Below are 24,055 nucleotides of genomic sequence, written 5' to 3'. Positions count from 1 at the left end.
AAAAGTAGGAAAATCTATCTTAATAACATAAATTTGCACCCGAATTCTATATCAATGAGAAAATTTGAACTAAAAAAGAGTGCCGGAGCGGGAGCTCCAGGCAGAAGAGGCCCATCAGAAGCGGGAGCCGGGAGGTCCGCAGGGTCACCATCAAGAGGTCGCAGTGATGCAAGACCTTACAGAAAATCTGAAACACCGTCTTCTGACAGGCCGTCTTACGGAAAGCCATCTTATGGCAGACCATCGAGCGACAGGCCTTCATTTGGAAGGTCATCATCCGGAAGGCCCTCCTCAGGCAGGCCTTCTTACAGCAAATCATCAGAAGAGAGACCATCATTTGGAAGGCCATCATCAAGAAGGACCTCCGGTGACAGACCATCTTATGAAAGATCATCTTACGACAGACCATCTTACGGCAGACCATCATTTGATAAACCTACCAGAATAATCAAAAAGAAACCTGCTACTAAAAAGAGAGAGGATGGATTGGTAAGACTTAACAAATTCATTGCAAATTCAGGCATCTGCTCAAGAAGAGAGGCCGATGAGTATATAACAGCAGGACTTGTTACGGTAAATGGAGTTATTATTAATCAGCTAGGAGTACGCGTTAATCCTGCAGATGACATCAGGTTCAATGGCGAAAGGCTAAAGGGAGAGGAGAAAGTTTACATCGTAATGAACAAGCCAAAAGATTTTGTAACAACTCTCTCTGATCCAAACGCAGAGAAGACTGTTATGGAGCTGGTTGCAGGAAAATGTCCTCAAAGGGTATACCCGGTAGGAAGACTTGACAAGCAGACAACCGGAGTCCTTCTTCTTACAAACGACGGAGAGATGGCAGACAAACTGACACACCCTTCGTACAACAGGAAAAAGATCTACCATGTTGTTCTTGACAAGAACCTTTCCAAGCCCCATTTCGATCAAATACTAGAAGGGCTGGAACTTGAGGACGGAGAGATTCACGCAGACTCACTGTCATATGTTGATGAAGATAATAGCCAGGTAGGGCTTGAGATTCATTCAGGCAGAAACAGAGTTGTAAGAAGAATATTTGAACATCTTGGATATAAAGTCAAAAGGCTTGACAGAGTATACTTCGCAGGACTTACAAAAAAGAATCTGCGCAGGGGGCAATGGCGTTTTTTAACAGAAAACGAAGTCTCAATGCTCAAAATGGGCTCTTATGAATAACGACTCTTTAAAAATTCACAAGTCTGGATTTGTCAACATTATTGGTAACCCAAATGTTGGCAAATCTACTCTTATGAATGCCCTAGTTGGAGAGAAGCTTTCAATAGTTACTGCAAAAGCTCAGACAACAAGACACAGAATTATGGGTATTGTAAACGGGGAGGATTATCAGCTAGTCTTCTCGGATACCCCTGGCATACTCAGGCCCAGCTATAAGCTGCAGGAGAGTATGATGAACTTTGTTGAGACCGCAATAGGAGATGCAGATGTTATCCTCTATGTTACCGATGTGGTAGAGAAAAGTACTAAAAATGAGGAATATATAGAGAAGCTAAATAGAGTCTCCTCACCTGTCATTCTGGTAATAAACAAGATAGACCTCTCCAATCAGGCAGAGCTTGAAACCCTTTATGAAAAGTGGAGGGAGTTAGTTCCAAGAGCTGAGATTTTCCCGGTCTCAGCACAGGAGAAATTCAATGTGTCACCTCTTTTAAACAGAATACTTGAACTTGTTCCCGAGAGTCCAGCATGGTACGATAAAGATTTATTCACAGACAGAAATCTCAGATTCTTTGCTTCAGAAATTATAAGAGAAAAAATTCTTCTTACATATGATAAAGAGATTCCATACTCAACAGAGGTAACAATTGATACCTTTACAGAGGGGCCGGAACTCTATTCGATTGAGGCTGTGATAAATGTAATGAGAGATTCTCAAAAAGGGATTATCATTGGAAAGGGAGGATCGGCAATTAAAAAAGTGGGCACTTTAGCACGAAAGGATATGGAATCCTTTTTTGAAAAAAAGGTTTTTTTGCAGATATTTGTAAAGGTAAACCCGGACTGGAGAGAAGACAAGAGAAAGCTTAAACAGTTTGGTTACATACAAGATTAGAAAAACCCAATTACCAGAATGAGTATCCCCGACCTTGACTACGAACCCGAACTTCAGGAGGAATCAGACGACCTTTCCGAACAATCAGAGAATAGTAAATATGACAAACTCATAAACGAGGGAGACAAAAAGTACAAACTAACAGGTATGTACAAAGACTGGTTCCTCGATTATGCCTCTTATGTTATTCTTGAGAGGGCGGTTCCTCATATTAATGATGGTTTGAAACCTGTACAAAGAAGAATACTCCACTCTATGAAAAGGATGGATGACGGAAGGTACAATAAAGTTGCAAATATCATAGGCCACACGATGCAATTTCACCCTCACGGAGACGCCTCAATTGGTGATGCATTGGTTCAGCTTGGTCAGAAAGATCTTCTTGTAGATTGTCAGGGTAACTGGGGTAACACTCTTACTGGTGATAGTGCGGCAGCTCCAAGATATATAGAGGCAAGACTCAGTAAATTTGCCAACGAAGTGGTTTTTAATAATAAAACCACTGAGTGGATGTCATCATATGATGGAAGAAACCAGGAACCTGTTAATTTACCGGTTAAATTTCCACTACTCCTGGCACAGGGGGTGGAGGGAATTGCTGTTGGCCTAGCCTCAAAAATCCTCCCTCATAACATTAACGAGCTTATTGACAGCTGTATAGCATATCTTAACAACAAAGAGTTTACTATTCTGCCGGACTTTCCAACAGGAGGACTTGCAGATTGTACAAAATATAATCAGGGCCTCAGAGGCGGAGTAATAAAAGTAAGAGCAAAAATATCCAAACTGGATAAAAAGACTCTTGCCATTACAGAGATTCCATTTGGACAAACAACCGGAAAACTAATTGAGTCTATCCTTAAGGCAAATGACAAAGGGAAAATCAAGGTCCGCAAAGTAGATGACAATACCTCATCTGGTGCTGAGATTCTTGTTCATCTTCATAATGAAGTCTCTCCTGATAAAACCATTGATGCGCTATACGCATTTACAGATTGCGAAACATCTGTTTCACCAAATTCCTGTGTTATAAAAGATAATCACCCCTGCTTTCTTGGAGTTGATGAAATCCTTAAACATAACGCAGAATACACAAAAAACCTTCTTAAAAGAGAACTTGAAATCAGACTTTCTGAACTAGAGGACTCATGGCATTACACTTCACTTGAGAAGTTGTTCTTTGAGAATCAGATTTACAAAGAGCTTGAGAAGAAAACACAAACCTGGAAAGAGCAATTGGACAATATTGAGTCCGAACTTCTTAAATATCAGCATATACTCAGGAAACCTGTTACAAAAGAGGATGTTCTTAAACTGGTTGAAAAACCGGTCCGTAAAATTTCAGTATTTGACATAAAAACACTTGACGAAGCCATCAGAAAGATGGAAGAGGAGATGTCGGAAGTCAAATACAATCTGGAGCACCTCAACAATCATACAATCAAATATTACCAGCAATTAAAGAAAAAATACGGAGATAGGTTCCCCCGGAAAACCACAATCACAAACTTTGAAACAATTGAAGCAACTAAAGTTGTTGCAGTTAATGCAAAATTGTATGCAAACAAAGAGGAGGGTTTTGTGGGAATGGACCTTCGCAGGGACGAGAATGCCGATTTTGTCAGCGAGTGCTCAGATATTGATGATATCATTGTCTTCCTGTCAAATGGGAAATATATTGTAACAAAGATACAGGATAAGGCATTTGTGGGAAAGGGAATTATCCATGTAGGTGTCTTTAAAAAGAACGACGAAAGAACAATTTATAACGCAGTTTACCGTCACGGCAAGAGCGGAGAGTATTTTGTAAAGAGATTCTCAGTAACCAGTATTACCAGGGATAAAGAGTACGATCTTACACAAGGCAAAGATGGGTCACAGATTTTATGGTTTACTGCTAACCCCAACGGAGAGGCAGAAATCCTTAAAGTATTCCTCAAACCAAGGCCAAAACTCAAAAAGCTGATTATTGAATATGACTTTTCAACCCTCGCCATTAAAAACAGAGGCTCAAAAGGTAATGTATTCAGTAAAAATCCTGTTCATAAAATCCAGCTTAAATCTAAAGGGGTCTCCCAGTTTGGAGGAGTATCAATATGGTTTGATACTGATATAAACAGACTTAACACTGACTCAAGAGGCAAGTATCTGGGAGAGTATCTTCCAGGTGACCGGATACTTGCGATATGTAAAAATGGAGAGTACTACACTACCAACTTTGATTTAAGCAACAGATATCAGGGGGATTTGAAAGTTGTTGAGAAACTTGATATTGAAAAAATCTACACTGCAATATACTTTGATGGAGAGCAATCTGCTTTTTACATAAAAAGGTTTCCATTTGAACCCAATGACAATATTGTAACTTCATTTATCTCTGAAAGCCCGGGAAGCTATCTTCTGGATATATGTGATGACAGATATCCTCAGGCAGAGATTGTATTTGGCGGCAGGCACGCAAAAAGAGGAAGTGAAACAATTGATGTAGACTCCTTTATCGCCGGAAAAAGCATCAGGGCAAAAGGGAAAAGAGTTACTGCTTTTGAAGTTGAATCAGTAAAATTTACAGAGCCAATTCATAAGGAAGAGGAGATTGAAAATATTGAGAATATCCAGGAGGAGACAAGAAATGAATCTGAGAACGATTCACCCACTCTGTTCTAAAATAATATGATAATCACTCTTACAGGTTTTATGGGTGTAGGCAAAAGCACAATTGCCTCAAGACTGGCTTTGTATCTCTACTGCAGGCACAAAGATCTTGACCTGGCAATTGAGGAGGGAGAGGGGACAACTATTGATGAAATCTTTTCCACTCGTGGAGAACAAGAATTCAGAAAACTTGAAGAGGAGTATCTTGAAAAGCTAATAAACGGATGTTGTGATAAAGTTTTTGTATTATCCCTTGGTGGAGGTGCCCTTTTATCTCAGAAAAACAGAGACCTTATTAAAAGAAGGACATTCTGCATTTATCTGAAAGCATCATTGGAGACAATAACTGAAAGACTTGTCAAGGCTAAGAAGACAAGACCCCTTGTGAAAGAGAAGTCAGATTCTGAACTCAGATTACATATTGCACAACTTTTTGATCAGAGAAAAACAGGATACGAAAGCGCTGCCGACCTTACAATCAGTGTTGATAATACAAATATCCGGGAAATTCTGTCTGAGATTATGAGTTCTATATAATCTCCTCCCTGAGTCTTATATCCCTTACCCTCAGCTGTATATTGGCAATCCCTCTGTAGTAATTTTCAGCTATTGAATAGCAAATATCAACAGGATTACCGGATTTAAGGTGCTCAAAGTGCTCCGCCCTGTTAAAGGCAATAGCTGAGATGTGTCTGTGAGGCTCATTCTCCTGAATCAATTCGAGTTTCAGGTGACCTGAATCAGATCCCACTTTTCTGCCATTTCCATTATCATAAACATTCTCGGTGATAAAGACCGGCGACATATTCCCCGGGCCAAACGGCTGAAATTGTTTAAGAATTCTGAAAAACTTAGGTGTGATCTGTTTGAATTCAAGATAAGTGTCAATATTAACTATTGGAGTAAGAAGCTCCTTAGTGATTTTATTTCTTACAAAAGTTTCAAATCTTGTGCAAAACTCCTCAAAGTTACTCTCTCTAAGTGTCAATCCGGCGGCATACATATGCCCTCCAAAGTTCTCAAGAAGATCAGAACAACTCTCAATAGCCTCATAAAGGTCAAAACCGGGAATACTCCTGGCAGATCCTGTTATAAAACCATTCGATTCAGTCAATACTATTGTAGGCCGATAGTATGTTTCAACCAAACGGGATGCCACAATACCCAGGACACCTTTGTGCCATAAAGGATTGTAAAGTACTGTCGACTTTCTCTCATGGTAATCAGCTGCAGATGCAGCCATCTCTATCGCAGCCTGAGTTATCTCCCTGTCGATACTCTTTCTGTCATTATTATGAGTATTTATAGTATCACCAATATTCCTCGCCTCGTCATCATTCCTGCTTATCAGAAGGTCAACCGCTGTCTTGCCTGACTCCATTCTACCGGCTGCATTGATTCTGGGACCAATTTTGAATACAATATCGTCAATTGTAATCATATGCTTCTCAAGACCGGAAAGCTTTATAATAGAGAGCAGCCCTTTTCTTGGACTTTCGTTAAGCTGTTTAAGACCAAAATGAGCAAGTATCCTGTTCTCACCTGTCATAAGAACAAGGTCTGAGGCAATACTCACAACAAGCAGGTCCATCAGGGGAATCAATTCAGAAAAATCGATATTCCTTACCTTTGCAAATGCCTGCATAAACTTGAATCCCACTCCGCACCCCGATAGATCATCAAAAGGATATGAGCAATCAGACCTTTTAGGATCCAGAACTGCCGATGCATTCGGGAGCCTTTCGTCCGGAAGGTGATGGTCACACACTATAAAATCAATCCCCAATGTCTGAGCGTACGCTACCTTCTCAATAGCTTTGATTCCACAATCCAGTGCAATTATAAGGGTATAACCATTTTCATGAGCCCAGTCAATCCCTTTGTAAGAGACACCATAGCCCTCATTGTATCTGTCTGGTATATAATACCCGAGATTTTTGTGAAGATTTCTGAGAAATGAAAAAACCAGAGCAACAGCTGTTGTTCCATCTACATCGTAGTCCCCGTAAATCAGAATTTTTTCGTTTTTATTAAGAGCTATATCCAGTCTTTCAACTGCCAGATCCATGTCCTTCATCAAGAAGGGATCGTGAAGCTCCTCAAGACTGGGGCGAAAAAAAGACTTCGCCTCTGCAAAAGTCTTTATATTTCTCTGAACCAGCAAATTAGCCAGCGCTTCATCTACTCCCAGATCTTCCGCGAGTTTTCGAACCAGTGCCGGATTCCCCGGCTCCTTTACTATCCATTGCTTATCCAGTGCCATATCTTGACAAAGATAGCTATTATATTTCAAAAACTAGATAAAAAAAGCTACTTTTGCACTTTACCAAAATCTTCAATTGTATGGATTACACAGAACTCAGCGAACAGGAAATAATCAGAAGGGATTCGCTGAAGGCGATGAGGGAATTGGGCATCGACCCCTACCCCGCTGCCGCTTACGAAGTAAATATTACAACAAGCCAGATAAAGGAGCAGTATAACCCTGAAGAGGGAAACCTAAAGGATATATCAATAGCAGGCAGAATAATGACCAGAAGAATAATGGGAGCTGCCGCTTTTATGGAGATTCAGGATGAGAAGGGAAGGATTCAGGTCTATTTAAAGAGAGATGAGATATGCCCGGATGAAGATAAGACAATGTACAATACAGTCTTCAAAAAACTGCTGGACATTGGTGATATTGTAGGTATAAAGGGATATGCATTTATTACACAAGCCGGAGAACTCTCAATCCACGCAAAAGAGCTTGCGGTACTGAGTAAATCCTTAAGAGTGCTCCCTATTGTTAAGGAGAAAGATGGTCAGAAATACGATGAATTCTCTGACCCGGAGCTCAGATACAGAATGAGATATGTAGACCTCATAGTAAACCCTCAGGTAAGGGAGACTTTTATGAAGCGTACTCAGATTATGAATACAATGAGAAGCTTCTTCAATGAGCATGGTTATATGGAGGTTGAGACACCAATTCTTCAGCCTATACCGGGAGGTGCTGCAGCCAGACCCTTTATCACACACCACAATGCTCTTGACATTCCTCTATATCTGAGAATTGCAAACGAACTATATCTTAAGAAACTTATCGTTGGAGGTTATACCGGCGTTTATGAATTTGCAAAAGATTTCAGAAATGAGGGTATGGACCGTACCCATAATCCGGAGTTCACTGTTCTTGAGATATATGTAGCCTACAAAGACTACTTCTGGATGATGGAATTCGTGGAGAAGATGATAGAGAGAGTTGCCCTTACTCTGCATAATAAAACTAATGTCACCCTTTGGGGAAAAGAGATAGAATTCAAAGCTCCTTTTCGCAGGCTTCCTATGTTAGACGCCATAAAGGAGTATGCAGGAGTTGATGTGTCCGGAATGGATGAAAACGAACTGCGCACTGTTTGTGAAAAACTTAATGTTCCTGTTTCCAAAAGCATGGGAGTTGGAAAACTTATTGATGCAATATTTGGGGAGTATTGCGAAGAGCATCTCATTCAGCCAACTTTTATAACTGACTATCCTGTTGAGACATCTCCCCTGACAAAGAGACACAGGTCAAATCCTGCGCTTACTGAGCGATTTGAACTCTTTGTAAACGGGAAGGAGCTCGCAAACGCATACAGCGAACTAAATGACCCTATTGATCAGCTTGAAAGGTTTAAGGATCAGGTAAAGCTTAAAGACAAGGGAGACGACGAAGCCATGTTCATAGATATGGATTTTGTGAGAGCACTCGAGTACGGAATGCCTCCAACATCAGGAATGGGTATTGGTATAGACCGGTTAACTATGTTTATGACCAACTCAACATCCATTCAGGATGTGCTGTTCTTCCCTCAAATGAGGCCGGAAAAGCAACAAACAAAGGATGAATGACCAACCTATAACATCTCTGCAAAACCAGAGAATTAAAGAGTTTGTATCTCTTGGAACTAAATCTTCTGAGAGGAGAAAATACGGACTATTTATTGTTGAGGGCAGAAGGGAGTCTCTAGCGGCCTGTAAAGCCGGATATCAAATTGAGACCCTTTTATGGGTAAGGGATATGGTTAGTGAAGAATTTGTAAAATCCCTTCAGGCTGTAAGAGTCATTGAGATAACTTCACAACTCTATGAAAAGGTAGCATACAGAGGAGGAACTGAGGGAGTCATTGCAACTGTAAGACAACATGATTTAAAACTGGATAGGATACAGCTCTCTGAGAACCCTCTCATTATAGTTCTTGAATCTGTAGAGAAACCGGGTAACCTGGGAGCAGTACTAAGAACAGCAGATGCAGCAAAAGCAGATGCCGTAATAGTTTGTGATCCATTGACTGACATTTTCAACCCCAACACTATAAGATCAAGCTTAGGCGGAGTTTTCACCAACCAGGTGGTAGCCTGCTCATCAAAAGAGGCGTATGAGTGGCTGACATTGAATAAAATTCGTATTTTCACAGCCGAGTTACAGGCCTCTGAGTGGTATCACCTCACAGATATGACTACCCCTTTGGCAATTGTAATGGGCACAGAGGCAGAAGGGCTTAAGGAGTTCTGGAGAGAGAGGGCAGATCAGAGGATTAAAATTCCAATGAGAGGAGAGCTTGACTCTCTGAATGTATCTGTCTCTACCGCAATCCTATGTTATGAAGCACTTAGACAAAGAAATTTTAAATAAAAAACAGAGGGAGGAGAGAGATGAAATTTGGTCTATTGGGCGAGTCAATTTCGCACAGTAAAAGTCCGCAATTATTTAAGGCAGGTTATCCGCTGGGAGAACACTCATACGAACTGCTGGATTTTAAATCCGCAAAAGAGGGAATAGAGTACGCCATTTCAAACGGTTTTACAGCCATCAATGTAACAACGCCATTTAAAGATACTGCAGCTGGTCTTGCAAATGCTCTGGATGGATCTTCAAAGAGAGCGTGGGCCTCAAACCTTCTATATTTCAAGAGTGGAAAGATTTACGGATTCAATACAGATTACTGTGGAGTAAAAGATTCCCTTAAAGATTATGTATCAGAGGGAATGAGAGCAGTTATTCTTGGATGTGGAGGAGCCGGGAGAGCTGCTGCAGTAGCCCTTAAAGATATGGGTGTTGATGTTATAATATCAACAAGGGATGAGTTCACAGGAGAGCCCTTTGCATTTGCTGAAAGAATTGGATATTGCAGGATGGACTCCGTAAAAGAGTTTGCAAAAAAATCTCATATTATTGTTGATGCAATCCCTGTCAGGCATTTAAAACTCTCTTCATTCAACTTCAGAGGCAAAGTTGTACTGGAAGCAAGATACAATAACCCTACACTCAAAAGATCAGTTATAAGAGACGGAGGAGAATATATCAGCGGAATCAGCTGGTTGCTTCATCAGGCTATACCTTCATTTAGAATTTTTACAGGAGAGGAGCCGAATATCCATGCTATGGAAATCTTGGCATCTGAATGGTAAATTTTGCTATCTTTGCAAAAGAGTTTAATCACAAATTATGGCATTGAATAAAGTAATGCTTATCGGCAATGCCGGTAAAGATCCTGAGGTGCGCCATCTTGAGGGAGGCTCTCTTCTTGCACGGTTTTCACTTGCAACAACTGAGAGATACAAAGACAAGAACGGAGAGTTACAGGAGCTGACTGAATGGCATAATATTGTATGCTGGAGGTCTCTTGCGGAGAGAGCAGAGAAGTTTGTAAAAAAGGGGTCCCAGCTCTATATTGAGGGGAGACTTCGTTCAAGAAACTGGGAGGACAAAAACGGGCAAGCAAGATACAGTGTTGAGATTGTCGCAGATTCAATCCAGATTTTGGGAAGAAGACAGGATGATAATGCAAACCAGCAGAGTCAGCCTAATATACAGGAAATTATACCCCAGGACGATGGGGATCTACCATTTTAATAAATTAAAACTTTATGAAAGTTGATGTTGTTCTAGGCCTTCAGTGGGGCGACGAGGGGAAAGGAAAGATTGTAGATGTTCTGGCCAAGGGCTATCCGGTTGTGGCCAGATTTCAGGGTGGACCAAACGCAGGACACTCCCTCCATTTTGAGGACAAAAAATTTGTCCTCCACACCATTCCTTCCGGAGTTTTCCGCAAAGGAACACTAAATATTATAGGGAATGGCGTAGTTATTGACCCCATTATTTTCAAAGCCGAGTGTGAAGAGATTGAAGAGAGCGGAGTACCGGCTAAAGAGAGAATAGCTATTTCAAAGAAGGCTCACCTTATTCTCCCCTCTCACAGAATAATTGACGCAGCATCAGAGGCCTCCAAGGGGGCGTCAAAAATCGGCTCCACACTAAAAGGGATCGGCCCTACATATATGGATAAAACCGGCAGGAATGGACTAAGGGTTGGTGATATCCTTGCCGACAATTTCCTTGAACGGTTCAATGCTCTTAAAAATAAGCATATATCTTTCTTAAAGCAGTTTGACTACGAATACGACATTAACGAAAGAGAGGCTGAGTGGCTTGAGGCAGTAGAGTATCTAAAGAGTTTTAATCTTGTTGACGGAGAGTATCTTATTAACGGGCTTCTCTCTGAAAATAAAAGGGTTCTGGCAGAGGGGGCGCAGGGGTCACTTCTTGATGTAGATTTTGGATCATATCCTTTTGTAACATCATCCACAACCACTTGTGCAGGAGCCTGTACAGGACTCGGCATATCTCCATCCAAAATAGGTGTGGTTTCAGGAATTTTCAAGGCATACTGCACAAGAGTAGGAAGCGGACCATTTCCAACTGAACTTAATGATGAAACCGGAGAGGAACTTCGCAAACTGGGTTTTGAATTTGGAGCAACAACAGGCCGCCCCCGCAGAACCGGATGGCTGGATCTTGTAGCACTCAAATACGCTATAATGATCAATGGCGTTGACCAGCTTATAATGATGAAGTCTGATGTAATGGACACCTTTGAAACAGTCAAGGTTGCAACAGGATATAAAGTAAACGGTATAGAGTCAAACGAGGTGCCATTTGACACATTCGCAGAAATTGAACCGGTTTACAAAGAGTTCAAAGGATGGAAGAGAGACCTCACCAAAATAACAGATGAGAGCGAGCTACCATTTGAATTCATGAACTATGTAAGATTTATTGAAAAGGAGACTGGCGTTCCTGTTAGAATAATATCAGTAGGTCCTGACAGAGATCAGACAATCATACGCTCTAATTAACAAAACTAACATATGGAAAACAAAACTGTGCAACTTAGGGAATCAGCGTCCATAAGGTGGCTGGTACTTATATTGGTCTCATTTACGATGTTTGCCTCCTATGTTGCATCGGATGTTTTCTCTCCTCTCCAGACAATATTGGAGAGGCACAATCAGTGGAATCCATCTGAATACGGATGGTTTTCAGGATCATATTCCATTTTTAATGTATTCCTTGGTATGCTCATTTTTGGAGGGATAATACTGGATAGAAAAGGGATCAGATTTAGTGGAACTCTTTCGTGTATATTAATGGTAGGTGGAATAGCTCTGAAATACTGGGCTGTCTCTAATGAATCACTGCTGGGAAGTACAATCTCATTTTTTGGAAGTGAGTATAAGATGCAAGTTGTATGGGCTGTAGTTGGATTTGGTATTTATGGAGTTGGCTCAGAGGTTGCAGGTATTACAATAAGCAAATCTATAGTAAAATGGTTTAAAGGGAAAGAGCTTGCTCTTGCAATGGGGATGCAACTTTCTCTGGCCAGGCTTGGGTCAGCCGCAGCACTTGCCGTATCACCAATGATTGTATCCTATTTTGGAAATGTCAGCTCATCTGTCCTTTTTGGATTGTCTCTGCTGGTTGTAGGACTGCTCTCCTTTATAATATTTACCATTTACGATAAAAAACTGGATACACAGATAAAAGAGCAGGAGACTAAGAGTGAAGAGAGCTTTAATTTCAAAGATGTTAAAGCAATATTAAACAACAAGGGATTCTGGTTAATAGCATTATTGTGCGTGGTATTTTACTCTGCCGTATTTCCATATCTGAAATATGCAGCCGGAATGATGGAATTCAAATTTGGAGTAGACCCCAAACTATCGGGGCTTATACCAAGCTTGCTCCCATTTGGTGCAATTGTTCTGACACCTCTTTTTGGGAGAATTTATGACAAAGTAGGCCATGGTGCAGATCTTATGATAGGGGGCTCTGTATTACTCACAACAGTTCATCTCCTTTTCACTTTACCTTTTCTGGACCAGTGGTGGGTAGCAATTATATTAATGGTTTTACTTGGAATTGCATTCTCAATGGTCCCATCTGCAATGTGGCCCTCTCTGGCAAAAATCATTCCTGAAAGACAACTGGGAACTACCTACGCATTAACCTATTATATACAAAACATTGGGTTAATGGTGGTTCCGATACTTGTCGGGTATGTACTTAACGAGTATAGTATCATTGGTACTGTTGTAAAAGATGGAGTTGCGGTTAACCGTTATGATTATACTTTAACAATGACCATTTTTACAGCAATATGTTCAATATCAATCATTCTGTCAGTTATTCTAAAATTCACAGACAAGAAGATGGGCTACAGACTACAGCACGCCAATATGGAGAAGAAAAAGCTTGACCTGTAGTTCGCTGGTTTGGGTAAAAGTTTCCCACGTAACTATATACCCACACCGCTGTAACACACTGATTACAAGTAACAACCTTTAGGATCTGGCGCGCATCTGTTTAAATCTATTGCCGAATTGCCAACTCAGTCCGGGCGGGCGGGTATCCGCCAGATAACCGCCAGGACTTCACGCCCGGTACCATATAATCGCCTCCGCTCTGCAACAGAACGAGAAATGTGTTGACAGGGATATTCGTATATGTGCTTAAAAACCATGTAATTGCAAATCGTTTTCTTTAAAACTTTTCAAAAAACCAATTTCTAAACACCTAACTACCTGTTAGATAAACAAATATCCCTGTCAAACCACCGCCTCTATAATACGCAGATATACAACTAATTTGCACTTTTTGCGGATGATCTGCTAATTAAACTATGTAAAAAGATTGCCATTTCCCTACCTGAATCAACCGAGACACGAAGGAACCTCCGCCACAGCGAACAAAGTGAGCGAGGAGGAAAAGTTCCGGAGGGGCTGCGGGTGATTCAGGTAGGGATGAGGATCAGATTTTAGACACGAAGGAACCTCCGCAACAGCGAACGAAGTGAGCGAGGAAGAAAAGTTCCTGAGTGGCTGCGGGTGACTTGGGAAGATATGAATCCAGCAACATTACATGTTTAAAAGAACTCCTCCTCAATGTAAAAGAACTACTGAGGAGGAGAACTAAAATGTAAAGCTTAAACGACTGCTAACAGCAGGGAAATCTATTTTCTCTTCTTATTAGGCACATCCAGCGCAAGTTGAGGATTTTTATCAGAAGACCTTCCAAGAATAAACGATACAGCTATTGCAATTACTGAGAGCAGAATAAAGAAATACTCTGCATTTACAGCAGATCGCACACCTGCTTCAACAGGATCTGCTACAGACTCTGTTGTTCTTGCAATGATTATTCCAACAACTATTGGCACCAGCAACATTCCCATATTCTGAATCCAGTATATAAGTGAATAGGCAGTTCCCAGATTTTTCTCAGGTATAATCTTTGGAACAGATGGCCACATTGCTGCTGGAACAAGTGCATAGGCCACACCCATTATTGCTATTCCTGCATAACCGAATATCGGATTACCCGGAGCAAACGCAATTATAAGGTGAGAAACAAGCACAAGGAAAGAGCCCAGAATCATAAATCTTGTAGCCTTGCCCTTTGAATCAACCAGAGACCCGAATATCGGGGTAAAAATCATAGTTGAAAATGGAATTAGCGAGACCATAAGAGATGCTATCTCACTGTCAATTTCAAATCTTGGAATTATTATGGTTGTGGCAAACCTCCTGAATGATATAATACATGCATAAAAGAATACACAAAGTAGAGAAACCAGAATAAAATGTTTATTGCCCAGAATTTTGAAAATATCTGAGAATTTAAATTTATCCTCTTTTACAGTCTGTGTATTGTTTCTTTTAGCCTCATCAGCTGTCTGTTTGTCAAATTTGCTATCCATAAGGACAAAGAATCCCCACAGTACAATTGCAATAGACATTAGAATAAGCCCAACAACAGCAGGTTTGCTGGTTTCTGAATAGGGAACATAGCTTTGATTAATGTTTACAAGCCTGGGAACAACAATCAGTGCTGTAGCTGTTCCGAGTCTGGCCAATGCCAGCTGTAATCCCATAGCAAGAGCCATCTCCTTTCCTTTAAACCATTTTGCAATTGAACGGGTTACTGCAACTCCGGCAATTTCACTTCCAAGGCCGAATATTGCACATCCCGCATATGCGAGTGCCAATGATGGTTTTGAAAAGAATTTTCCCATCCATAATGCCAAAGCACTTTGCGAAAAGCTCTCAGAAATAGCATAAACTACTATTATTGAGCCAATCACCATAAGACCCACAAAGAGGGAGCCTGTAATTCTGACGCCCCATTTATCAAGGAGCATTCCGCATATAACAAGGCCTCCCCATACACACAAAAGAGAGTATGCCCCGCCGTAAAAACCATAATCGGATATACTCCATCCGAGGTCAAGCATTTGGGGATTCTGAAAAATGTGGGAGATAGTAGTAAAAAGATCATCAAAGAAATAGGAGGCAAACATAGGGATTGACAAAGCAAGCAGTACAATCCATCTTGCGCTCCTGGAATCTTTCAGTAGTTTAATTGCTGAATTCATTGGGGTTTGTTTTTGAAATTATTATTTGTTCTACTTTTCAATATTTGGTAACTCCAGACCATAGCCTTTCTTCTTGTCTTCTGCCTTAAGCCATATAGCAAGGATAAATGCAAAAACTCCAAGAGATGAGAATATCAGCATTGGTACAGTATAGTCATACTCAAGTGGATTCATAACCCCCTGATTTGTTTTTGCCAGTGCCCATCCAATTAACATTGGGAAAACCATAAGTCCAATATTCTGGATCCAGAATACTACTGAATATGCACTTCCAAGATATCTGTTTTCAACAAGTTTTGGTACAGAAGGCCAAAGAGCAGCCGGCACCAGAGAGAAACTCACACCTAAAAGAACAATAGCAGAGTATGCAACCGGCTTTGTAAAGAGAGCATCCGGAGTAAGTGCAAAAACAAGGTGACAAGCAGTCATGAGAATAGCACCCAGCATGAGCATAGTAGCACCCTTACCCTTTGTATCAAGGAAACCTCCGAGCAGAGGTGTCAGCACCATAGCTCCCAGAGGAAAATATGAGAATATATCGCTAGCCTCTGTATTTGATATCCCGAGTCTGCACTCCAGCATATTGGCTGCAAATTTCTGGAAAGGGAAAATTGCTGAATAGTAAAGTACACAAAGTCCAGATACTATAAGGAATGTTTTACTGGTAAATAAAATTCCCAGGTCACTGATTTTAAATGGCTCCTCAGGCTCATCACCTCTCTCGCCGAGTTGTTTTTCAAGTCTTTTATCAAAAAAGAAATATGCAGTAAAACAGATTAAACCAATCAGAAGAAGAATAACAACAAACAGAACAGGCGCACTTAATTCAGAATAGCTCTCGGCAATTCTGGGAGATATCCTGAATACTGCAAATACCCCAAGTCTTGCTATGGCCATCTCAATACCCATTGCAAGAGCCATCTCTTTCCCCTTAAACCATTTTACAATACCTTTAGATACTGTAATACCGGCCATTTCCACTCCACATCCAAAAATCATAAAGCCTAAAGATGCAAGTTTAGCAGAGGCAGGAAACGAAGTCCACCAGCTACCAAGCCAAACATCCAGACCGGTTCCTGCAAAAGCAGGACTGACAGCATAATACTTCAGTGAAGCTCCTATTACCATTAGACCTCCTGAAAGCAGTGCCGTAGAGCGAACTCCAATTTTATCAAGGATTACACCCGCAAAAATTAAAAAAAGCGCAAATACATTAAGGAAATACTCTGAGCTTGCAAAAGTTCCGTAATTTTCAGGAGACCATCCCCTTTCACTCTCAAGTAAACTTTGCAGCGGAGAGAGTACATCCACAAACATATAGGCAAAGAACATCATCAGGGCAAGAAGAATCAGGACTGACCACCTGACATAAAACTTGTCCTTCAACAGAAGCGATTTTGTTTCCACAGTTAAATATTTTAGATAAGTTAGATTAATTAAGGATTAGCTAAACTATGATTTTTTATCCTATTTGCAAAATAAAGTTTCCCGGCTATCATATGGGAAATATGTTGTAACTTGCCGTGTTTTTCATAGCAACCCTTCCAACAAACAGGGGGGTTGGTTGTTAATAGAATGTATGGAGCTAAACGATATGAAATATCTCAACAAGATAGATTCACCTTCAGATTTAAAGAGGCTCTCTCCGGATCAGTTGCCAGAACTCTGCTCGGAGATCAGAGAGTTCATAATCTCATCTTGTGCCGAGAATCCCGGGCATATTGGGGCGAGTCTTGGAACAGTTGAGCTTACAGTTGTGCTGCACTATCTTTATAAAGCACCTAAGGACAAAATTATTTGGGATGTAGGACATCAGGCCTACACACATAAAATTTTAACAGGAAGAAGGGAGGCATTTATCAATAACAGAAAATACAAAGGGATAAGCGGCTTCCCAAAAATCAGCGAGTCTCCTTATGATGCATTTGGTGTTGGCCACTCGTCAACCTCAATATCTGCAGCTTTGGGTATGGCTGTTGCAGCCTCACTTGAGGGAAGCGATGAACAAGTTGTTGCAGTAATTGGCGATGGCGCACTAACAGGAGGTCTTGCCTATGAAGGGCTAAACAATGCAGGTGCCAACAAAAACAATATTCTTGTAATACTAAACGACAATCAAATATCCATTGATCCCAATGTTGGGGCAATGCACAACTATCTGATCAAGTTTACAACTTCCCACTTTTACAATAAAACAAAAAAGAGAGTCTGGAAATATCTCGGTTCAGAAAAACTAAGAGATCTTGCCGGAAAATTTCTTTTCAGCACAAAGGCTGCATTTTTCAAATCCGGCTCCGTATTTGAATCTCTTGGATTCAGATATTTTGGTGTAATAGATGGTCATAACATTGAGCAACTTATGACAACAATTGCTCAGCTCAAAAACATTGACGGCCCTAAATTACTTCACATTGTAACAAAGAAAGGAAAGGGCTACAAACCTGCAGAGGATGATCAGGTGGTATGGCACTCACCCGGTAATTTTGATAAAAACACTGGACTCAGAAAGACAAACGGGTCTGCCGTTGCAGACAGGTACCAGGATGTTTTTGGAGAGACTCTTCTGGAACTTGCAAAAATCAACACAAGGATAGTGGGAGTAACACCCGCAATGCCTTCCGGATGCTCAATGAATATTGTAATGAAGGAGATTCCGGAGAGGTCATTTGATGTAGGAATTGCAGAACAGCATGCTGTTACATTCTCTGCAGGAATGGCTGCCAAAGGGCTCCTGCCCTACTGCAATATATACTCCAGCTTTATGCAAAGGGCTTTTGACAGCGTCATCCATGATGTGGCCACACAAAATTTAAAGGTTGTCTTTTGCCTTGACAGAGGAGGGCTTGTAGGAGAGGATGGTGCAACTCACCACGGAGCATATGATCTCTCATATATGAGATGTATCCCCGGTATGACAATAGCTGCACCAATGAATGAGGCCGAGCTTAGGAACATGCTCTATTCGGCACAGCTCCCATCCTGGGGGATGTCAACAATCAGATATCCCAGAGGGAACGGAGAGGGAGTTCCATGGAAAAACATGCCTTTTGAAGAGATTGTTCCCGGCACATCAAGATTGCTTAATGATGGTGAGGAGATTGCGGTCATTACAATCGGCACAACAGGCAATGCAGCAGCCGGAGCCGTTGAGGAGGCTAAGAAGAGAGGGGTAAATCCGATGCATATTGACCTAAGATTTCTTAAACCTTTTGACGAGGATGCTGTTTTAAAAGCAGCAACAAAATGCAAAAGAATCATTACCGTAGAGGACGGAACCATACTTGGAGGTTTGTACTCAGCAATTTCTGAATTTGTAGCATCCAGATCACTTAATGTAAAGGTTGAGGGTCTCGGAATTCCCGATCAGTTTATAGAGCAGGGGACAATACCACAGTTAAAGGCCGAGTGCGGGTATGACAAGGAGGGTATTTTAAAATCAATCTTGAATGAGCCATCACACAGATAAAAAACCTATAATCAAAGGCAATCTTATTAAAGGCCTTAAATATAAGCACTTCAAACCGGAACAGGACAAAAGGAGCAAGGAGATTGACAAATACTTAACCCACCCGGTATGGGGCCTGCTCTCATTCATATTTATAATCTGGTTCATATTCTATGCAACATTTACACTGGGAGCCTATCCGCAGCAGGGTATAGAGTGGCTCATGGATCAGGGAGCCGCATATATCCGCGACCATATGGCTGCCGGCTGGTTTAACGATTTTCTCAGTCAGGGAGTAATAATGGGCGTAGGCAGTGTTCTCGCCTTTCTGCCAAATATATTAATACTCTTTTTCTTCCTCTCGTTTCTTCAGGAGACAGAATACCTGCCCAGGGCAGCAACCATAATGGATAAGTATATGCACAAAATTGGTCTACACGGCAGTTCATTTATTCCTCTGCTGATGGGATTCGGGTGCAATGTTCCGGCTATTATGGCTACCCGCACAATTGAGAGAAAATCAGACCGCATCCTTACAATGTTAATGATACCTTATATACCATGCAGCGCAAGAATCCCAACCTTTTTACTCTTCTCTGGAATATTTTTTCCTGAAAATCAGGTTATGGTTCTAAGCCTGCTATATTTTGGAGGTATTATTACCGGTATAGTTATGGCTATTCTTTTCAAAAAGATTTTTTTCAACTTTGGAATTAAAGACTACTTAATACCCCTCCCCTCATACAGAAAGCCATCACTTAAACAATCTGTAAAAAGCATGTGGGACGCAGCATCTGAATATCTAAAGAAGATAAGCACGGTTGTTCTGCTTGCAGTTATTATTGTATGGGCTCTTGACTACTTCCCTCTGAAAGAGAGAAACAATCCTGATCCTGAGAGAGTCTCCTACCTGGAGCATTTTGGAAGAGTAATTGAACCTACAATGAAGCCACTTGGGTTTGACTGGAAGATGTCTGTAAGTCTTGTCACAGGAATTACAGCAAAAGAGTTTATCATAAGTACACTGGGAGTAGTGTATCAGGCAGAAGAAGATGCATCTGGCAGTGAAATAATGAATACATCATTAATGTCCCGCATTAGAGAAGAGAAAGTATTCAACAAAGCTAACGCCCTCTCTTTTATGATTTTTTCACTCCTCTACATGCCTTGTGTTGCAACAGCTTTCACTATAAGAAAAGAGTCCGGGAGCTGGAAATGGGCAGTTATTTCAATATTCAGCACCATTGCTGTTGCCTGGATAGCAGCATTTTTTGCCTACAGAATTGGCTTACTTGTTTTGTTGTAGACCTATTTTAATATATGCTTCAAATAATTTTTCATTTTTTTTTGCAGATTAATCAAAAACCTATATCTTTGCAGTCCCTAAAATCAAAAGGGAATGAGCAATTAATGCCGATGTAGCTCAGTTGGCCAGAGCAGCTGATTTGTAATCAGCTGGTCGGGGGTTCGAATCCCTCCATCGGCTCTAAGTTTTTTGAACGATTGTAATTATGGGGAGATACCAAAGTGGCCAACTGGGGCAGACTGTAAATCTGCTGGCTTACGCCTTCGTAGGTTCGAATCCTGCTCTCCCCACATTTTTTTATTTGCGGAAGTAGCTCAGTCGGTAGAGCATCAGCCTTCCAAGCTGAGGGTCGCGGGTTCGAACCTCGTCTTCCGCTCATAGTAAGCCAGTGTAGCTCAGAGGTAGAGCGCTTCCTTGGTAAGGAAGAGGTCATGGGTTCAATTCCCATCACCGGCTCTACAAGTGTGTAATAAATTCATTAATATTTAATTTTACTATTATGGCAAAAGAAACTTTTAAAAGGGACAAGCCGCACGTCAATATAGGCACTATTGGCCACGTTGACCACGGAAAAACCACACTGACCGCTGCAATCACCATGGTGCTTGCCAGAAAAGGCCTCTCTGAAGTTCGCTCATTTGATTCAATTGACAACGCTCCTGAAGAGAAAGAGCGTGGTATTACTATCAACACTTCACACGTTGAATATCAGACTGAGCATCGTCACTATGCTCACGTTGACTGTCCTGGTCACGCTGACTATGTTAAAAACATGGTAACAGGTGCTGCTCAGATGGACGGTGCAATTCTTGTTGTTGCTGCAACTGACGGTCCTATGCCTCAGACTCGTGAGCACATCCTTCTTGCTCGTCAGGTAAACGTACCTAGAATTGTTGTTTTCCTTAATAAAGTAGACATTGTTGACGATCCTGAGATGATTGACCTCGTTGAAATGGAGGTTCGTGAGCTTCTCAGCTTCTATAATTTTGACGGCGATAACGCTCCTGTTATCCGTGGTTCTGCACTAGGTGCTCTTAACGGAGATCCTCAGTGGGAAGACAAGGTAATGGAACTTATGGCTTCAGTTGACAGCTTTGTTCCAGTCCCTCCTCGTGAAAACGAAAAACCATTCCTGATGCCGGTTGAGGATGTATTCTCAATCACAGGCCGTGGTACAGTTGCTACAGGTCGTATTGAAACAGGCGTTATCAAAACCGGTGAAGAGGTTCAAATCATTGGACTTGGTGAAGAGCCTAAGAAATCAACCGTTACAGGTGTTGAAATGTTCCGTAAGATACTTGACAGAGGTGAAGCCGGTGATAATGTAGGTCTTCTGCTCCGTGGTATCGACAAAAAAGAGATCAAGCGTGGTCAGGTTATTGCAAGACCAAACACCATCACTCCTCATAAGAAGTTCAAGGCAGAGATCTATGTTCTTAAGAAAGATGAAGGTGGCCGTCACACTCCATTCCACGACAAATACCGTCCTCAGTTCTTTATCCGTACACTGGATATTACAGGTGAGATTATGCTCCCTGAAGGAACCAAGATGGTAATGCCTGGTGACAACGTGACAATTACAGTTGAGCTTATCTACCCTGTAGCTCTCAACATTGGTCTTCGTTTCGCTATCCGCGAAGGTGGCCGTACAGTTGGTGCAGGTCAGGTTACAGAGATTATCGACTAATTTCAAACTACAGAGAGTTAGTCACCCTGCAAAGGTGGCTAACTTTATCTAGGGGCATAGTTCAAGGGTAGAATAGCGGTCTCCAAAACCGTTGATGGGAGTTCGAATCTCTCTGCCCCTGCAAAACCGATGGTTACGCGTCGGTTTTTAACAATCCGGTCGAAGCAGAAAGCTTCCTCTGCCTAGACCGACAATCAAATAAAGATGAACAAGATAAAGTTGTATCTTCAGGAATCGTACACCGAACTGGTAAACAAGGTTAGCTGGCCATCATGGCAACAGCTTCAGAGTTCAGCCATATTAGTTATGGTTGCATCTCTTATCTTTGCCGGGGTCATTTTTGTTATGGACTTTGGTTTCAGGAACATTATGACAACCATTTACAATCTGTTGTACTAATTATGAGTGAGATTACCAAAAATTGGTATGTCGTAAGAGCTGCCGGAGGCAAAGAGAAAAAGGCCAAAGAGTATATAGAAAGCGAAATTAAGCGTTTGAAGCTTGAGGATAAAATCCTTCAGGTTCTTATTCCTACTGAGAAAATTTACCAGGTGAAAAATGGTAAAAAAGTATCCATGGAGCGCATATTTTTCCCGGGATATATACTTATTGAAGCCATACTCTCGCCCGAGATTCAGCATATAATCCGCGACATTCCTCATGTTTCAGGTTTTCTGACAGACAAGGCATCCAAGGACAATGTCCCTGTTCCGCTTCGTCAGTCTGAGGTTAATCGTATATTAGGTAAGGTTGACGAGCTTGCAGACAGGGATGAGGAGAATATCACTCCATTCATCATTGGTGAATCCGTAAAAGTAGTAGACGGTCCATTTAACGGTTTCGACGGAACTGTTGAAGAGATTGACGAAGACAAAAAGAAGGTGAAGGTAATGGTGAAGATTTTTGGAAGGAAGACTCTTCTGGAGTTAAATTTTGTTCAAGTAGTAAAAGAATAAAAAATCATTAATTATGGCTAAAGAAGTTGCCGCACTCATTAAATTGCAGATTAAAGGCGGTGCAGCTAATCCCTCTCCTCCTGTAGGACCGGCTCTCGGTTCCAAAGGGGTGAACATTATGGATTTCTGCAAGCAGTTTAATGCCCGCACCCAGGATAAGGCCGGTAAAATTCTGCCTGTCATTATCACTGTTTTCAGCGATAAGTCATTTACATTTATTGTAAAGCAACCACCGGTGGCTGTTCAGTTGAAAGAGGCCGCTAAAATCCAGTCTGGTTCTGCTGAACCAAACAGGAAGAAGGTTGGATCAGTGACATGGGAGCAGATCCGTGAGATAGCTACAGACAAGATGCCGGATATGAACGCGTTCACTATGAAGTCTGCCATGTCAATGGTAGCCGGAACTGCACGCAGTATGGGTATCAATGTTACTGGCACATTTCCTGAAGATGTAATTTAAAAAATTCTGCGAAAATGAGTAAGCTGACAAAAAATCAAAAAATAGTATACGCAAAGGTCGATCCATTGAAGCAGTACAAACTTCTGGAGGCTTGCAATCTTGTAAAGGAGATCTCTTTTACAAAGTTTGACGCCTCTGTTGATGTTGCAATGAGATTGGGCGTTGACCCCCGTAAAGCCAATCAAATGGTTCGCGGCGTGGTTTCCCTCCCTCACGGAACTGGTAAAACCGTTCGTGTACTTGTACTTTGTACTCCTGACAAGGAGACCGAAGCAAAGGAAGCTGGTGCAGACCATGTTGGACTAGACGACTATATCGAGAAGATCAAGAACGGCTGGACTGATGTGGATGTTATTATCTGTACACCATCTGTAATGGCCAAGATTGGAGCCATTGGTCGTATCCTAGGCCCACGTGGTTTGATGCCTAACCCTAAGACAGGTACTGTGACAATGGATATTGCACAGGCTGTTAAAGAGGTAAAGGCTGGTAAGATTGACTTTAAGGTTGACAAACAAGGAATTATTCACGCTTCAGTTGGTAAGGTATCTTTTGATCCTCATCACCTGGCAGAAAATGCACTTGAATTCATCAACACAGTTATCAAACTAAAACCTCAGGCGCTGAAAGGTACCTATGTAAAGAGTATATTCATCTCTTCTACAATGAGTCCCGGAATAAATATCGATAGCAAGTCGTTTAGTGCTGCTGAATAATAAAT

General features: G+C 41.4%; 20 protein-coding genes and 5 tRNA genes. 22 read left to right on the top strand and 3 right to left on the bottom strand.

The annotated features are described in order from the left end of the window. Positions 1 to 54 precede the first annotated feature (54 nt). The 4 genes from U5907_09590 to U5907_09575 are packed head-to-tail and all read left to right on the top strand — an operon-like array spanning position 55 to position 5,281. Positions 55 to 1,197, top strand: coding sequence for a pseudouridine synthase (locus U5907_09590; GenBank protein ID WRQ32822.1), 1,143 nt, complete (start codon positions 55 to 57; stop codon positions 1,195 to 1,197). Then, positions 1,190 to 2,092, top strand: a complete 903-nt coding sequence (gene era, locus U5907_09585; GenBank protein WRQ32821.1) for a GTPase Era — start codon at positions 1,190 to 1,192, stop codon at positions 2,090 to 2,092. The genes U5907_09590 and era overlap by 8 nt, the downstream gene beginning before the upstream one ends. An 18-nt stretch (positions 2,093 to 2,110) precedes the next feature. After that, the gene (locus U5907_09580; protein WRQ32820.1) at positions 2,111 to 4,756 is read left to right on the top strand and encodes a DNA gyrase/topoisomerase IV subunit A; all 2,646 of its coding nucleotides are present in this window, start codon (positions 2,111 to 2,113) and stop codon (positions 4,754 to 4,756) included. A gap of 6 nt (positions 4,757 to 4,762) precedes the next feature. Continuing rightward, positions 4,763 to 5,281, top strand: coding sequence for a shikimate kinase (locus U5907_09575; GenBank protein WRQ32819.1), 519 nt, complete (start codon positions 4,763 to 4,765; stop codon positions 5,279 to 5,281). On the opposite strand, the gene recJ is transcribed toward U5907_09575, so the two are convergent. Next, positions 5,274 to 7,007 carry a single-stranded-DNA-specific exonuclease RecJ gene (gene recJ / locus U5907_09570; protein WRQ32818.1) on the bottom strand — a complete coding sequence of 578 codons (1,734 nt, stop codon included), beginning with the start codon at positions 7,005 to 7,007 and terminating at the stop codon, positions 5,274 to 5,276. The two genes, U5907_09575 and recJ, sit on opposite strands and share 8 nt — an antisense overlap. A gap of 80 nt (positions 7,008 to 7,087) precedes the next feature. On the opposite strand from recJ, the gene lysS reads away from it, so the two are divergent. Genes lysS through U5907_09540 form a run of 6 tightly spaced genes read left to right on the top strand, consistent with a single transcriptional unit; the run spans position 7,088 to position 13,312 of the window. After that, entirely contained in the window at positions 7,088 to 8,617 is a 1,530-nt protein-coding gene (gene lysS, locus U5907_09565) for a lysine--tRNA ligase (protein WRQ32817.1), read from the top strand. Continuing rightward, positions 8,610 to 9,401 carry an RNA methyltransferase gene (locus U5907_09560; protein WRQ32816.1) on the top strand — a complete coding sequence of 264 codons (792 nt, stop codon included), beginning with the start codon at positions 8,610 to 8,612 and terminating at the stop codon, positions 9,399 to 9,401. Before lysS ends, U5907_09560 begins: the two co-directional genes overlap by 8 nt. Positions 9,402 to 9,421: 20 nt before the next feature. Continuing rightward, a complete protein-coding gene (locus U5907_09555) occupies positions 9,422 to 10,177 on the top strand; it encodes a hypothetical protein (protein WRQ32815.1) in 756 nt (251 codons plus the stop codon). Between the two features lie 37 nt (positions 10,178 to 10,214). After that, positions 10,215 to 10,622, top strand: coding sequence for a single-stranded DNA-binding protein (locus U5907_09550; GenBank protein WRQ32814.1), 408 nt, complete (start codon positions 10,215 to 10,217; stop codon positions 10,620 to 10,622). 14 nt (positions 10,623 to 10,636) lie between these two features. Then, on the top strand, positions 10,637 to 11,905 hold the full coding sequence (locus U5907_09545) for an adenylosuccinate synthase (GenBank protein ID WRQ32813.1): 1,269 nt from the start codon (positions 10,637 to 10,639) through the stop codon (positions 11,903 to 11,905). A gap of 12 nt (positions 11,906 to 11,917) precedes the next feature. Then, the gene (locus U5907_09540; GenBank protein WRQ32812.1) at positions 11,918 to 13,312 is read left to right on the top strand and encodes an MFS transporter; all 1,395 of its coding nucleotides are present in this window, start codon (positions 11,918 to 11,920) and stop codon (positions 13,310 to 13,312) included. A gap of 746 nt (positions 13,313 to 14,058) precedes the next feature. Here U5907_09540 and U5907_09535 read toward each other — a convergent pair. Both U5907_09535 and U5907_09530 read right to left on the bottom strand, forming a co-directional pair. Beyond that, a complete protein-coding gene (locus U5907_09535) occupies positions 14,059 to 15,480 on the bottom strand; it encodes an MFS transporter (protein WRQ32811.1) in 1,422 nt (473 codons plus the stop codon). A gap of 30 nt (positions 15,481 to 15,510) precedes the next feature. After that, positions 15,511 to 16,812 carry an MFS transporter gene (locus tag U5907_09530; GenBank protein ID WRQ34096.1) on the bottom strand — a complete coding sequence of 434 codons (1,302 nt, stop codon included), beginning with the start codon at positions 16,810 to 16,812 and terminating at the stop codon, positions 15,511 to 15,513. Positions 16,813 to 17,059: 247 nt separating this feature from the next. Between U5907_09530 and dxs the strand changes: the two genes are divergently transcribed. The 12 genes from dxs (at position 17,060) to rplA (ending at position 24,050) form a co-directional block, all read left to right on the top strand. After that, the gene (dxs, locus tag U5907_09525) at positions 17,060 to 18,946 is read left to right on the top strand and encodes a 1-deoxy-D-xylulose-5-phosphate synthase (protein ID WRQ32810.1); all 1,887 of its coding nucleotides are present in this window, start codon (positions 17,060 to 17,062) and stop codon (positions 18,944 to 18,946) included. Further along, on the top strand, positions 18,927 to 20,231 hold the full coding sequence (gene feoB, locus U5907_09520; protein ID WRQ32809.1) for a ferrous iron transport protein B: 1,305 nt from the start codon (positions 18,927 to 18,929) through the stop codon (positions 20,229 to 20,231). Before dxs ends, feoB begins: the two co-directional genes overlap by 20 nt. A 106-nt stretch (positions 20,232 to 20,337) precedes the next feature. Continuing rightward, positions 20,338 to 20,411: transfer RNA gene (locus U5907_09515), tRNA-Thr, on the top strand. Positions 20,412 to 20,438: 27 nt separating this feature from the next. Then, positions 20,439 to 20,521, top strand: a tRNA-Tyr gene (locus U5907_09510). A gap of 13 nt (positions 20,522 to 20,534) precedes the next feature. Continuing rightward, positions 20,535 to 20,607, top strand: a tRNA-Gly gene (locus tag U5907_09505). An 8-nt stretch (positions 20,608 to 20,615) separates the two neighbouring features. Continuing rightward, positions 20,616 to 20,687: transfer RNA gene (locus U5907_09500), tRNA-Thr, on the top strand. Positions 20,688 to 20,730: 43 nt separating this feature from the next. Then, positions 20,731 to 21,918, top strand: coding sequence for an elongation factor Tu (gene tuf / locus U5907_09495; protein WRQ32808.1), 1,188 nt, complete (start codon positions 20,731 to 20,733; stop codon positions 21,916 to 21,918). 50 nt (positions 21,919 to 21,968) lie between these two features. Next, positions 21,969 to 22,039, top strand: a tRNA-Trp gene (locus tag U5907_09490). An 83-nt stretch (positions 22,040 to 22,122) separates the two neighbouring features. Then, on the top strand, positions 22,123 to 22,317 hold the full coding sequence (secE, locus tag U5907_09485; protein ID WRQ32807.1) for a preprotein translocase subunit SecE: 195 nt from the start codon (positions 22,123 to 22,125) through the stop codon (positions 22,315 to 22,317). 2 nt (positions 22,318 to 22,319) lie between these two features. Beyond that, positions 22,320 to 22,874, top strand: a complete 555-nt coding sequence (gene nusG, locus U5907_09480; protein ID WRQ32806.1) for a transcription termination/antitermination protein NusG — start codon at positions 22,320 to 22,322, stop codon at positions 22,872 to 22,874. 13 nt (positions 22,875 to 22,887) lie between these two features. After that, positions 22,888 to 23,334, top strand: coding sequence for a 50S ribosomal protein L11 (gene rplK / locus U5907_09475; protein ID WRQ32805.1), 447 nt, complete (start codon positions 22,888 to 22,890; stop codon positions 23,332 to 23,334). Between the two features lie 14 nt (positions 23,335 to 23,348). Then, complete coding sequence (rplA, locus tag U5907_09470) at positions 23,349 to 24,050, top strand: 50S ribosomal protein L1 (protein WRQ32804.1); 702 nt, start codon at positions 23,349 to 23,351, stop codon at positions 24,048 to 24,050. The last annotated feature ends 5 nt before the right edge of the window (positions 24,051 to 24,055 follow it).

The sequence above is a fragment of the Bacteroidales bacterium MB20-C3-3 genome, from assembly GCA_035609245.1.
Lineage (GTDB): Bacteria > Bacteroidota > Bacteroidia > Bacteroidales > UBA932 > Bact-08.
The sequence above is the reverse complement of the archived record's forward strand: the minus strand, read 5'-3'. Positions and strand labels throughout refer to the sequence as shown.